A 12,817-nucleotide genomic window follows, 5' to 3' on the forward strand; every position below is an offset into this window, starting at 1 on the left:
AGACGGCCGTGTTCCCGCGTCACCACAGTTCGATGGAGCGCGTCAGGATGCCCGCCACGTCGTCCTCGCCGACCGGTCGCGGAGAGGTGGCGAGCAGGCGCTGCTGCTTCATCGCCCCCTCCGCGAGCGCGGGGACGTCGCCCTCGGTGTAGCCGACGCCGCCGATGCCGTTGGGGAGGCCGATGTCCCGCATCAGTCTCATCAGCACTCCGGGCAGGAACTCCGCGAGGTCGTCCGGCCTGTCCGCGGACGGGTCGAGCAGTTCGGCCGCCCGCAGATGCCGCTCCGGCCGGGCCTCGAAGGTGAACCGGAACGCCTCGGGGGCGGTCAGCGCGACGGCCATCCCGTGCGGCACCATCGGTTCCTTGTCCGGGTATCCCTCCGGCCGGAAGTCCTTGACGCGACCGGCGATGGGGTAGGCGTTGGCGTGGGGGATGTGCACGCCCGCGTTGCCGAATCCCAGCCCGGCGAAGGTCGCCGCCAGCGCCATCTCCGCCCTGGCCCCGGCGTCGTCCCCATGGCGTACGGCGCCGCGGAAGGAACGCGAGAGCAGGTGCAGGGCGCGCTCGGACCACATGTCGGCCACGGGATTGGAGCCGCAGTACGGCACGCGCTCCTCGGGCCGCTTGTGCTCGTAGGAGGTGTACGGCCGGGCGGTGTAGCTCTCCAGCGCGTGGCAGAGGATGTCCATCCCGGCGGCGGCCGTCACCCCGGCCGGCTGGGTCATCGTGAGGTCGGGGTCGACGACCGCCAGGACGGGGCGGAGCCGTGCGTGGCTGATCCCGGTCTTGACCTTCTGGTCCAGCACGTCCAGCACGCAGATCGTGGTGCTCTCCGCGCCGGTGCCCGTGGTCGTGGGCACCGCGACCAGGGGCTTGAGCGGATTCGACGGCGCCCGGCCACCGCCCACCGGGGCGTTGACGTAGTCCATCAGCTCGCCGGGATTGGTGGTGAGCAGGTTGACCGCCTTGGCCGTGTCGATGCTCGATCCTCCGCCGACGGCGACGAAGGCGTCCCACGGGCCGGAGGCGCGCGCGTGCTCGATGGCCACGAGCAGGCTCTCGTCGCTCGGCTCGACGTGCACGCCGTCGTACACATGCGCCTCGATGCCGTACGCCGCCAGTTGCCCGGCGATCCGTTGCGGCGCGCCGGTGGCCGCCACCCCGGGGTCGGTGACGACGAGGACGCGGTGGACGCCGTACTGGCCGAGGTCGAAGCCGATCTCGGCCGAGGCACCCGGGCCGAACTTCAGCGCGGGAGCTCCGTAGGTGAAGACGGACTCGGGATTGCTCGGAGCGGTGTACACCGTCGTTCCCTCTCTCACTCGTAGGAGCAGGTCGCTCGCAAAAGACCGGTCACCCGTAGAAACCGGTGGGAGCCGTACGCATTGAGCGCAACTGCGCCGCATCGTGGCCAAAGATCACATTAGCCTCGGACCGTTCCGCGATCGAGCGGAGCTTCTCGACGGAGGCGTACCAGGCGCTCAGATCGTCGACGATCGTCGCGGGTATGGCGGGCGGGCCGTAGGAGTCGCCCAGGTAGACGGCGTCGGAGGTGAAGATCATGGTCCCGGACTCCGGCAGGTCGACGCGCATGGCCATCGTGCCGGGTGTGTGACCGGGCGCCTCGATGAGCGTGACGCCCGGGAGGATCTCGGTGTCTCCGGAGACCGTCTCGAATTCGAGGCCCTCGTAGTCGGCCTTCAGGTGCGCCCCGTTGAACGCGCCCTCGTAGCCGAAGGCGAACTCCTTCTCCTTGTCGTTGCAGACCAGGCGGGCGCCGGTGCCGGCGAACATCCGCACGTTCCCCGCGTGGTCGAAGTGCAGGTGCGAGAGCACCACGTAGTCGAGATTCTCGGGACTCACGCCGAGCCCGCCGAGCTGGGCGTCGAGATAGTGCTCCTCGGAGACCCGGTCGTAGGGGAAGAACTCCTGGAGCCCCGTCGGCACCCAGCGGGTCTCCCAGTCACGTGGGCAACTCGTGTCCCACAGCAGGGTGCCCTCGTCCGTTTCCACGAGGACCGCGTGGGTCGTGCAGGAGTACCACTCGACCGGCCTGTCCCGCTCGGATCGGGGCCTGATCGTGCGACCCGGCTTGAGAAGCAGCCAGGTCAGGTCACAGCTCATCGCTCCACAGTCGAGGACGTGCAATTTCATGCCCATTCCTCCGCTTTAAGCATTCAACGGCTTATTTCACAATCTAGTGCGCGATGAACTGCCGCCACCCACCGAGTCGGCCATCCAGGACAGAGATCGCACTTGCCGGGTTCCGGCGGCCGGGAACCCATCCGCCGGAACCCGGACGGATGCGGGCCGCACATGATGTCGCCGCCCGCGACACCACGTGCGGGGAAGAACATGAGCGGAAGCGGGCAAGGCCATGCCCACCAGACGTGTGCACCGGAAACGGTTAGGGCATAACCTGGGTTTTGTCGGCTCGGTTCCGGTGCATGGTGATCCACTGGCCGAAGCCGGCGTGAGGCGCTGATGGATGCGTTGGCACCGGCCACCTCCAAACGGCTGCGAGCACAGAGGCTGCCGGCCGAGGTGACCAGTTTCGTGGGGCGTCGGCACGAGGTGGCCGAGGTCAAACGTCTGCTGTCCGGAGCACATGTGGTGACGCTCACCGGGGCGGGCGGAGTGGGGAAGACCCGGCTGGCCCTGCGGGTCGCGGCCGATGTGCGGCGGGCCTTCCGCAACGGGGTATGGCTGGTCGAACTCGCCGCGCTGGACGAACCGGAACTGCTCGTCCAGACGGTGGCGGAGGCCCTGGAGATCCGGGACCGCTCTCCCCGGCCGCCCCTGAAGGTGCTCACCGATCACCTGCGGGACAAGCAGGCACTGATCATCCTCGACAACTGCGAGCACCTGCTCCACGACTGTGCAGTGATGACCGAAACGCTGGTGCGTGCCGCCCCCGACCTGCGGGTCCTCGTCACCAGCCGGCAGACGCTGGGCGTCGACGGCGAGCACACGCTGACCGTGCCGCCGCTGGCGCTGCCGGACTCCGGTCTCGTGCGGCCGTCCACCGAGGCGCTCGCGCAGTCCGACGCGGTGCGGTTGTTCGCCGAGCGGGCCGGGGCCGTCCTGGCCGATTTCGCCGTCACCGACGACAACCGGGAGGCGGTGGAGGGCATCTGCCGCCGCCTGGACGGCCTTCCCCTCGCGATCGAGCTGGCGGCCGTGCGGCTGCGGGCGATGTCCGTCCAGCAGTTGTTCAACCGGCTGGACGACCGGTTCCGGCTGCTCACCTCCGGTTCGCGGGCGGTGCTGCCCCGCCATCAGACGTTGCGCGCCCTGATCGACTGGAGCTACGCCCTGTGCACCGACCAGGAGCGGGCACTGTGGGAGCGGGTCTCGGTGTTCGCGGGCGATCTGGATCTTGAGGCCGCCGAGACGGTCTGCTCCGGGGACGGCATCGCCTCCGGGGAGATCGTCGACCTGGTGATCGGGCTGGTGGACAAGTCCGTCCTGGTCCGGGAGGAGTATCCGTCGGGGGTGCGGTACCGGCTGCTGGAGACGATCCGGCAGTACGGCCGCGACCGGCTGCGAGAGTCCGGGGAGGAGGGAGCACTGCGGCGACGGCACCGCGACTACTACCGGAGGCTGTCCTCCGAGGCGTACAACCGGCTGTTCGGCCCGTCCCAGGTGGCCTGGTTCAGCAGGTTGCAGCGTGAACACGCCAATCTGCGCGCCGCCCTGGAGTACTGCTCCACCGAATCGGGAGAGGTCGCGACCGGCCTGGACATGGCCTCCGACCTGCTCTATCACTGGATCACCAGCTACTACCTCGGAGAGGGACGCCGCTGGCTGGATCAGGCGCTCGCCGCCGACACCGAACCGAGCGAGGCCCGGGCCCGGGCGCTGTGGGCCAACGGCTGGCTGGCCGTCCTTCAGGACGACATCCCCACCGCCGCCGTGATGCTGGAGGAGAGCCGGGTCATCGGAGAGCGGCTGGGACAGGAATCGGTCCTCGCCTACGTCGCGCTCTATTTCGGAATGGTGGCCGCGAACGAGGGAGACGTCAAATCCTCGATCGCGCTCTACGAGGAGGCGGTGACCCGCCATCGCGCCGCGGGCAACCTGGCGGGCCTGGCGCTGGCGCTCATCCGGCTCTCCCTGTCCCACTCCCTTGTCGGTGACTCCTCACGTGCGATCTCCGTGGGTGAGGAGTGCCTGGCGTTGTGCGACGCCCACGGGGAGAGCTGGCACAGGGCGTACGCGATGATGGCGCTCGGCGTCGAGGCCTGGCGTCAGGGCGACGTCCAGCGCGCGGTCGACCTGGAGAAGAAGAGCCTGAGGTTCAACCGCTCTCTCAACGACTCCCTGGGGGTCGCGATCAGCCTGGAGGTACTGGCCTGGGTCGCCGCCACGGAGCGCCAGTACCGCAAGGCGGCCCGGCTGCTGGGAATCCTGCGGACCGTCTGGGAGGCGATCGGAACACCGCTGTCCGGATTCACTCACCTGATCCACTACCACGACGAATGCGAGTCCCGTGCCCGCCAGGCCCTGGGAGAGTCGGCCTTCTCCACGGCCGTCGAACGAGGTGCCCGGCTCCCCTACGACGAGGCACTCGCCTACGCCCTCGGGGAGGAAGCCCCCGGGAACGGGCAGACCGACGAGGCCGTACGACCGTCGTTGCTCACCCGCAGGGAAATGGAGATCGCCCAGCTCGTCGCCCAGGGCATGAGCAACAAGGAGATCGCGGCGTCCCTGGTGATCGCCCAGCGCACCGCCGAGGGCCACATCGAGCACATCCTGAGCAAATTCGGCTTCACCTCACGCGCCCAGATCGCGGTCTGGGTCGGCGACTGGAACCGGACGACGCAGGACGATCAGCGCGACCCGGGTGACTCCGCCTGACCGGTTCATGCCCATGCCCAGGGCACTCGTTCAGGTCGCGCCCGTAGCGGGGAGTAGGCGATTCGTGACGGTCCGCGAGCAGGAGACGCCCGAGTCCGGCCGCGTCCGGGAGCACCCGGGTCGTCCGCACGCACAACGGGAAACACACGTGCGATGCCGCGTCCGTAATGGAAAGTACACGAGACGCCGGAGCCGACCCATAGTGGTGACCTCATCGGCTCCGGCGTCCCGGTGGGGCGGGGGATTCGGGAAAGCAAGGGCTACAGCAAGAGCGTTAGTACGGCATCGGCCGCCCCGACGGAGTCCGCAGGTCCAGCGAGACGGCTTTGAGGAGGCCTCGGCGCTTGCGGATCTGGATCTGGCTCACTGTGCGAAACTCCTTTCGTACTGCCCGTGCGGGCCGGATATCGATGCCTGAACAGCAAGCCTTGTCTCCATCGGCGCCGAAACGGGACGGGAGGAATCCCCATCTCGATACCCGTTTCGCAGTACGTAGGTAAGGAAGATCACTTACCGGTACGGCTGCCACCTGGCCGCCAGATCGCGGGCCTTGAAGCTGTACATGCGGTTCTCCCACTGCGGCCGTATCCCGGGGTTGCTGCGCAGGATGGGCAGGACGCTGGTCACCAGCTTGAGCTCCCGAAGGCGCCGCAGCACCGGGAACCCCTCCCACCGGGTCACGTCGAAGCCGTACCCCTCGGCGAGCGGTGTGTGCTCGTCCTTGGGATAGTCCATCCGCAGGCTGCCGACCGCCACCGGGGTCAGATCCCATTCGCGCGGGCCGATCGTCATGCCGTCGAAGTCGCATAACACCGGCCCGCCGGGGCCGGCGATGACGTTGCCCAGGAACACGTCTCCGTGGATCACTCCCGGAGGGAGCACGTAGTCGATCATGGCGAGCCGCTCTTCGACCTCGTCGCACTCGTCCAGCAGGAACGCGTGATCGACGGAGGACAGATCCTCCGGTTCGGCCAGCCGCTGGCGGATCTCGGCCATCGGCCTCCACATCGGAAGGTCCTGCGGCGAGCCGGGAAGCGCGTGCAGGCGCCTGAGCAGGACCGCCACGTCCGCGCCACCGGGACGGGGCCCCACCTCGGGGACGTACTCCCACAGGGTGACCAGGTGACCTTCCACCCGCATCGGCTGCTCACAGCCGGGCAGGAGCCGTACCGCCGGAAAATCATGACCGGCCAGCCAGCGGGCGGCCCGCACCACCGTCGGCACGCTTTCCTGGACGGCGGTGGATCCGGCGATGCGCACCACGACGGGCGCCCGGTGGAGGCGGAAGACCGCGTTGTTGGTGAACTTGATCAGCTCGGCGCCGCCGGGTGCGAGTCCTACCCGGTCGCAGACGATTTCCAGCAGGAAATGGAGCCGGTCATAGGTGAGCCCTCCCGTGTAGTCGGTGGTCGTTGTGTCGGTGGTCGTCGTCATGCCGCGCGCACTTCCGAGATGCTCCGGGCGAGGCCTTGGGCGTCGCAGTTATGTGTCCGCCGTGTGGCGGCGTCTTCCAGGGGTGCGAGGCGATCGATGATCCTCGCGGAACGGATCTGGGCCGCCAGCGCGACGGCCTCCTGGCCGGTGGCGATTCCGGCACTCATGTCACCGGCTCTGAGCTGGACCGTCGCGAGGGCGGTCAGCTCGAAGGCCCTGCTCCTGGTCATGCTCAGGTCGCGGCCCTCTATCGCGTTGGTGAGCAGCTGCGCGGCGGTTTCGAGGTGGGCGTCGGTGAGGCCCGCGTAGACCATGCCGTTCGTGGCGTCGAGGTCGGCGGTGCCGAAGAAGCTCACCCACACCGGGGGCTTGCGGTCGCGGGCGCTGGCACGAGCCAGCTCGTCGCGTGCCCTGCTGATCGACTTGAGGGCGAGCTCGCTGTCGCCCAGCAGGGCGTAAGCCCATGCCTCGTTGGCGCAGAGCATCGCCACGGTCCGCTCACAGCTGGCGTCCTGCGCGCAGATCTGCCCCAGCTGGAAGAACCGCAGCGCGTCCAGGACCCGGTCGCAGTGGAGGTGGACGCGACCCATTCGATACAGGACGTTGGCCGCCAGCGAGGAGTTTCTGGCGTGCTTGGCCTGCTCCAGCGCGCGAGCCAGATGGCTTCTGGCCGAGCCGTACAGCCCGACGTCGAAGGAGGTCCAGCCCGCCAGGTTGTGCTGATCCGCCAGCGCCTCGTGCAACCGGAGACCGACGTTCTCCGCGTACGAGGCGTGCAGCAGCCGCTGCGACCATGCCAGCTGAGCCACCACCGCGTCCCGGCAGACCCCACCCCCGTGTTTGTAGTCCAGGGCTCGCAGCGTGCGGGTCACCGTCTCGACCTGCTCGACATCGGCCATGCCGATCCGGTGCGGGGCCGGGGTCTCCACCGGCGCCAGCGGCTCCGCCCATTCCTCCGCGTCTCCGGTCGCCACGCCGATGGTGACCTGTGCGGCGTGCGCGAGCATGCGCCGTACCTGCTCGTCCTCATCGGGATCGCCGCGATGGTCGGACACCGCCGCCCCGGCGAGCCTGGCCGACGAGGCGTCATAGGCCAGGCCCATGTAGCCGCGCGGGACTCCCAGCCCGTCGGCGATCCGGCCCAGCACCTCGTACGCCATCACCTGACGGCCCTTGAGGATCTCGGAGATCTCCGACTGGGACTGCGCCGTGAGCGCGGCTATATGGCGCTGGGAGATCCCGATTCGTTGCAGCAGTCCATAGACGGCGGCCATGTCCCTGGCCGCCAGGGCCTGCCGCATCTGCGGACGTTCCCAGACGACGGGGTCGATTTGCTGCTCATTCGCATGGCTGACGTTCATGCCGACCCTTCCACGGCCGAGTTGCTTTGACGTCACGGTAGCCAGGCCCCACCACGTCCGTAGCCGTATCGGCAGGACCGATCACTCAAGGTAATCGGCGCGACTGATCACCGACGTGACATGCGGAGAGTATGAGTTCAGCAACTTTCCGTACATCGGCCCCGTGGCACAGGATCGCAACCAGATCGTAATCAGGCTGCGCCCATCCATCTAGATCGTCCACATCCAGCGCTTCCCTCGGTTCCGGCAGGGATACGTCCCAGGGCCGGTATCCGGGATTCGGCCTCTCACCGATGCCGGCACCCAGGCTCCGGCCGGCGGTGCAACGTTCCCGTCCCCTACCTCACAGGAGCAACGATGCTCACCGAGCAGGCTCCCGCCCCGAACCCATGCGCGCCCGGCAAGCACCGCAGCCGCTTCCGGATGATCGCCTGGTGCCTGCCTCCCGACAGCGCGGCCCGTCGCGCCCGCAATCTGCTCCGCGATCGATTGTCCCGGCTCCCTCTCTCCGTCGACGCGATCGCCGAACTCGAGGTCGTGGTCACCGAGCTGGCCACCAACGCGGCCGCCTACGCCCCCGGCCCCTACGAGCTCCGCATCCTGCACGACGACGGCCTGCCGATCAGGGCCGAGGTGGTCGACGCCGGTACGGGCTCCACCCTGGTCGAACACCTCCTGAACCGCCCGTTCAGCATCCCCGACCGCATCGACGAGCTGGAACTCGGCGGGCGGGGCCTGCGGATCGTCGCCGAGCTCACCCACGGGCAGTGCGGCGCCCAGTGGACCCGGCTGTGCGGCACCGGGCAGAGCGGAACCGGCGTCTGGTTCGACCTGCCCACACGACGCCGCTGGACCTGATCTTCACATGGCACGCCGCCGTCGGCGGCGCGTGCCTTGAACGCGGCCACGGCGGGCACGCCGGGAGGCCGCCTTCCGCCGAGTGACAACGGTCGTTCGCCCGCTCCTCCGGTCACAGCTAGTTGTGTCCCATTCGATGTTTTCTGTACGTCCGAATAGGCGTTATATGTCAGCAAGATCCCCTAGGGTGCCGTTCTGGAAAACCTAAGAAGGTCGCAACGGGCGCGAGGAAGGATCCGCGTGAAGATCAGAGGTTTTACGGCAGGGGCGGCCCTGCTGCTCAGCCTGGTGGGCGCCGTCACACTGGCGCCCGCAGCCGGCGCGGCCGGCACAGCGGATGCGGTCAGCACGACCGCCGCACGACCGAATTTCCAGCTGCCCTTCCCCTGCGGCCAGAAATGGGCCGGTACGAGCGGCAGTTATGCCCACCGGTCGTGGGAGATCGACTTCAACCGGGGCGGCTCGGCGAGCGCCGATCTCGGCGACACCGTGGTCGCCGCCGCCGCCGGCACGGTCGTCACCTCGGCCAACCAGGGTTCGACGAACGGTTTCGGCAACCTGGTCAAGATCGACCACGGCGGTGGCTGGTCGACCTACTACGCGCACCTGCAGGTGCGATCGGTGAGCGTCGGCGCCCACGTCGCCGCGGGGCAGAAGATCGGCCAGGTCGGCAACACCACCAGGCCGGGCGACAGCCTCCCCGTTCACCTGCACTTCGAGGTGCGCACGAGCGGTTCCTACCCCGCGAACGTCCAGAAGGCCGTCTTCAACGGCGCCACGTTCGGCTACCCCGGGCAGACCCTGACCTCGAAGAACTGCGGTGGCGGCAGCACCGGCGGCGGCGGGAGCACCGGCGGCGGGAGCACCAACCCCTACACCCCCGAGAAGGCCTGCGGCAGCGGATACGCCGTGATCGACTCGGCCGCCCTCGGCTCGGCCGGCAAGGTGTACCTGCTCTTCAACAAGTCCACCGGCAAAAACTGCGTGACCACGATGAAGAGCGCGTCCCTCGGCAAGGGCAGCGCCGCGTCGGCCTACCTGGAGGTGAAGGGCAAGTCCCGGATCACCGACTCGGGCAACTACGACTACTACGCCGGCCCGGTGACGGCCGCCGGCGCGAAGCAGTGCGTCAAGTGGGGCGGCAAGGCGGGCTCCGCCGTCTACGACAGCCCCTTCGAGCACTGCGGCTGACCGTTCGCGTTCGCTGAGAAGGCCACTCCCGGTCGACCGGGAGTGGCCTTCCCGCGCTCGGCACGGGCGACCGCCCGCCGGCGTCCTCACCCGGGCCGTGGAACTCGAACGACACGGCTCCTGAACGGGCACGACCCCATCTGAGAGGATCACGCATGACACACATCGAGTTCGGCACTCCGCCGACGCTGCCGCCGACCAACGGGTACAGCCATGTCGCCGGCGTCCAGCCGGGGAGCCGGCTTGTCTGGACCTCGGGTCAGGTCCCGATCGCCGCGGACGGCACGCCCGCCGCCGCCGACGACTGGGAGGCCCAGACGCGCCTGACCATGCAGAACGTCGGAGCCGCGCTCAAGGCGGGCGGCGCGACCTGGGACGACGTGTTCAAGCTCACGATCTTTGTCGTCGACACCTCGGCCCTGCCCGTGATCCGGGCCGTACGCGACGAGTTCGTCAACCTGGAACGGCCGCCGACGAGCTCACTCGTGCAGGTCGCGGGCCTTTTCCGGCCGGACATCCTGATCGAGATCGAGGCGGTCGCCGCGGTCCGGGGCGAATGACGGCCCGAGCCGGGATGCCGGGCGGGTGAACACCCCACCGGTTCAGCGGTGCAGCCACTCCAGGAGATCCGGTGGAGCCAGCCGGCTCACCCGCTCGTGGTAACGGGCCAGTTCGTCATCGGAGAGAAGCTCGCGACCCGAACCGGACGCGCCGCGACGGAAGAACGCGGCGGTGTCCTTGAGGACACCGGAATGATTCGGCGCGAGCTCATCGGCGCGGGACCGCATGCTGGTGAAGGTCGCGGACTCCACCAGCCTCGGCCATTCTTCCTCCGGCACCTGGATGTCCAGCGATCGAGCGAGCCCGCGCATCTCGCCGGCCAGATCGGACAACAGGTCGTCGTAGTGCACCAGGACGACGTTCGGCTGTCGAAGACGACGCGTCCAGGCGTCCGACAGGTGCCACATCACTCCCGGCAACGAGTCCATCGCCGCCCTGGGCGACACGTCCTTGTCCACCCAGCGGAGCAACCACTCGCGCAACGGCGGGGTCGGCGGCGGCGGTCCGGACGGCTCCGACTGGTTCGTGAGCATCCGGATCCGTTCGCGGTCGAGGTTGTCGCCCTGGTGGTAGAGGGACACGGCCATGTCGAGCGGATGACGCGCCACCACGACATAAGTGGCCCGCTCGTCGAGGGGAATCCCGTCGAGCGGGGTGTGCGTTTTGATGAACCGGCGGTGCCGCTGAGCCGCAAGGAGCCCGTACACCTCGTCTTTCGCGGTGACCAGGTGGTCCAGCCACGGCGACATCTCCGGTAACGGCTTCGGCAGCCCGGGGGTCTGGAAGATCAGCAGTGCGCAGATCATCTGCATCCACGTCGTACCGCTCTTCGAACGCGTGCTGATCACGATGTCGCCCTGCCGGAACGGGAACCCGTCCCACCGGGCGCTGTCCTCCTCAGAGGACACGTATTTCACGGGGGGTTCGATCATTCGCTTTCTCCTGCCTTCGGATCCGGCTCGACGGCGGTGACGGCGACGCCCCGGGCCGCGCGCGGGGCGGTACGTCCTCAACCGGGGCGGCCGGGCAATCGGGCCTGATCCTCTCGTACTCACCGGCGACTCCGCGAAAGCCGGAGCGCCTCAAGGTCCTCGCCGGACTCGGGGCGACTCACCGATCGACAGCCCGGAGGAGTCGCGCCGTCACTCCGTTGAACAGGCACAATTCAAGAACGAAGCACATCATCCCCGGCGAGGACACGCGTGCGCATCACCTACGAGACCGCGGCGGCGCCCGGTCGCCCGCACAACGAGGACTACGTGATCGGCGGCCCGACGTGGGTCGCCGTTCTCGACGGTGCCACGGCCCCGGCCGGGGTCGACTCCGGCTGCCGGCATGACGTCCCGTGGCTGGTCACCCGGCTCGGCGGTGCGCTGGCCCACCGGCTCGCGACACGGCCCAAGGAGAGCCTGCCCGTTGTCGTGGCCGACGCCATCCGGGCGACGATGACGGCCCATGCCGGCACCTGCGATCTGACCAACCCTGACAGCCCGTCCTCCACGGTGGCGGTCCTGCGCGAGCGTGACGGGCTGGTGGACTACCTGGTGCTGTGCGACTCGCCCATCGTGCTCCGGCGCACGGACGGCACGCTCACCCTGATCGACGACGACCGCACCGACCGTCTCCCCGGCGGGCGCCCGTACGGTCTCGAACTGGTCCGCTCGTCGCGGAACCGGGCGGGAGGATTCTGGGTCGCCTCCACGGTGCCGGAAGCCGCGTACGAGGCGCTGACGGGGTCGGCCGAACTGGGCACGGTGAGCGGCGCGCTGCTGGTCACCGACGGCGTGACGCGGCTGATGGAGTGGTACGACCTCTCCTGGGAACAGGCGGTGATCACGGCTGCCACCGCCGGACCCGCGGAGCTGATCGCCCAGGTGCGGCGAGAGGAGACGCGGAGGGGCACGCCGGGCCTCGCGAAGCGGCACGATGACGCGACGGCGGCGTGGGTCTCCTGGTGATCAGGCGCGGACGGATGACGTCCGACGGTCACTCCCGCGTCGAGCCGCCGTCCTGCCCGGTGAGACCGTGGGCCTCCTCCTGGCCGAAGCCGATCACGATGTACCTGCCGTTGGCGTAGCTGACCACGGGCCGCCGGAGCGTCTCACCCACCCTGCGGGCGACCCCCTGGAACAGCTCCACCATCTCCGGGGTGTCGGCGCTCACCCTGAACCGTCCGTTGGCGACGAGTTGCTGAGCGACGAGGGTGGCGAAGTTCGCCTCGGCCCGGGCCTTCTCCTCCGCGCTGAGAGGGGTGCGCCCGGTCGCGAGCCGCGTGGTCGAAGGGTGGGTCACCGCTGATCTCCTCGAGGTTGAGTCCTTCCAGGATGTCACCCGCACCTCCTTTGAACCACTTTCGGCCGACCGGTACACGGACGTCCGCATGCGTCAGCCCGGCGCCCGGAGGATCGACGGACCGCGGCGGTACTCCGCCGGCCGGCGAGGTCGGCACGGTGGACGCGTCTGACTACGTATTTCTACCGACACTACGTAGTTCAACGGATGTTCCCCGGCACAAGCAGACTCATTCTGATTTCGGCCCTGGGCCGGAGG

At 68.8% G+C, this 12,817-nt stretch carries 11 protein-coding genes; 5 read left to right on the forward strand and 6 right to left on the reverse strand.

Annotation, left to right across the window (positions count from 1 at the left end; genetic code table 11):
- Positions 1-19: 19 nt before the first annotated feature.
- Entirely contained in the window at positions 20-1,306 is a 1,287-nt protein-coding gene (locus tag J2853_RS23225) for a hydroxyacid-oxoacid transhydrogenase (protein ID WP_307561270.1), read from the reverse strand.
- A gap of 49 nt (positions 1,307-1,355) precedes the next feature.
- The gene (locus tag J2853_RS23230; protein ID WP_307561272.1) at positions 1,356-2,156 is read right to left on the reverse strand and encodes an N-acyl homoserine lactonase family protein; all 801 of its coding nucleotides are present in this window, start codon (positions 2,154-2,156) and stop codon (positions 1,356-1,358) included.
- A gap of 330 nt (positions 2,157-2,486) precedes the next feature.
- Between J2853_RS23230 and J2853_RS23235 the strand changes: the two genes are divergently transcribed.
- A complete protein-coding gene (locus tag J2853_RS23235; RefSeq protein ID WP_307561274.1) occupies positions 2,487-4,862 on the forward strand; it encodes an ATP-binding protein in 2,376 nt (791 codons plus the stop codon).
- A 510-nt stretch (positions 4,863-5,372) separates the two neighbouring features.
- On the opposite strand, the gene J2853_RS23240 is transcribed toward J2853_RS23235, so the two are convergent.
- On the reverse strand, positions 5,373-6,296 hold the full coding sequence (locus J2853_RS23240) for a phosphotransferase enzyme family protein (protein ID WP_307561276.1): 924 nt from the start codon (positions 6,294-6,296) through the stop codon (positions 5,373-5,375).
- Complete coding sequence (locus J2853_RS23245; protein WP_307561278.1) at positions 6,293-7,657, reverse strand: helix-turn-helix domain-containing protein; 1,365 nt, start codon at positions 7,655-7,657, stop codon at positions 6,293-6,295. Before J2853_RS23245 ends, J2853_RS23240 begins: the two co-directional genes overlap by 4 nt.
- 357 nt (positions 7,658-8,014) lie before the next feature.
- On the opposite strand from J2853_RS23245, the gene J2853_RS23250 reads away from it, so the two are divergent.
- From J2853_RS23250 to J2853_RS23260, 3 genes are all read left to right on the forward strand, one after another.
- Complete coding sequence (locus tag J2853_RS23250; protein ID WP_307561280.1) at positions 8,015-8,515, forward strand: ATP-binding protein; 501 nt, start codon at positions 8,015-8,017, stop codon at positions 8,513-8,515.
- A 240-nt stretch (positions 8,516-8,755) separates the two neighbouring features.
- Complete coding sequence (locus tag J2853_RS23255) at positions 8,756-9,706, forward strand: M23 family metallopeptidase (RefSeq protein ID WP_307561281.1); 951 nt, start codon at positions 8,756-8,758, stop codon at positions 9,704-9,706.
- A 155-nt stretch (positions 9,707-9,861) separates the two neighbouring features.
- Complete coding sequence (locus J2853_RS23260) at positions 9,862-10,266, forward strand: RidA family protein (protein WP_307561283.1); 405 nt, start codon at positions 9,862-9,864, stop codon at positions 10,264-10,266.
- A gap of 42 nt (positions 10,267-10,308) precedes the next feature.
- Here J2853_RS23260 and J2853_RS23265 read toward each other — a convergent pair whose 3' ends face one another.
- The gene (locus J2853_RS23265; protein WP_307561285.1) at positions 10,309-11,199 is read right to left on the reverse strand and encodes a sulfotransferase domain-containing protein; all 891 of its coding nucleotides are present in this window, start codon (positions 11,197-11,199) and stop codon (positions 10,309-10,311) included.
- A 270-nt stretch (positions 11,200-11,469) separates the two neighbouring features.
- Here J2853_RS23265 and J2853_RS23270 point away from each other — a divergent pair, with 270 nt between their 5' ends.
- A complete protein-coding gene (locus J2853_RS23270) occupies positions 11,470-12,225 on the forward strand; it encodes a protein phosphatase 2C domain-containing protein (RefSeq protein ID WP_307561287.1) in 756 nt (251 codons plus the stop codon).
- Positions 12,226-12,253: 28 nt separating this feature from the next.
- Here the strand turns inward: J2853_RS23270 and J2853_RS23275 are convergent, their stop codons facing one another.
- Positions 12,254-12,559 carry a hypothetical protein gene (locus tag J2853_RS23275; protein ID WP_307561289.1) on the reverse strand — a complete coding sequence of 102 codons (306 nt, stop codon included), beginning with the start codon at positions 12,557-12,559 and terminating at the stop codon, positions 12,254-12,256.
- Positions 12,560-12,817: the final 258 nt, after the last annotated feature.

This window comes from Streptosporangium lutulentum (genome assembly GCF_030811455.1).
Lineage (GTDB): Bacteria > Actinomycetota > Actinomycetes > Streptosporangiales > Streptosporangiaceae > Streptosporangium > Streptosporangium lutulentum.

Bases quoted from the DNA above. Each gene is read 5' to 3' on its own strand.
- J2853_RS23235 (WP_307561274.1), top strand. From the start codon at position 2,487: ATGGATGCGTTGGCACCGGCCACCTCCAAACGGCTGCGAGCACAGAGG.
- J2853_RS23265 (WP_307561285.1), bottom strand. From the start codon at position 11,199: ATGATCGAACCCCCCGTGAAATACGTGTCCTCTGAGGAGGACAGCGCC.
- J2853_RS23240 (WP_307561276.1), bottom strand. From the start codon at position 6,296: ATGACGACGACCACCGACACAACGACCACCGACTACACGGGAGGGCTC.
- J2853_RS23260 (WP_307561283.1), top strand. From the start codon at position 9,862: ATGACACACATCGAGTTCGGCACTCCGCCGACGCTGCCGCCGACCAAC.
- J2853_RS23250 (WP_307561280.1), top strand. From the start codon at position 8,015: ATGCTCACCGAGCAGGCTCCCGCCCCGAACCCATGCGCGCCCGGCAAG.
- J2853_RS23230 (WP_307561272.1), bottom strand. From the start codon at position 2,156: ATGAAATTGCACGTCCTCGACTGTGGAGCGATGAGCTGTGACCTGACC.
- J2853_RS23245 (WP_307561278.1), bottom strand. From the start codon at position 7,657: ATGAACGTCAGCCATGCGAATGAGCAGCAAATCGACCCCGTCGTCTGG.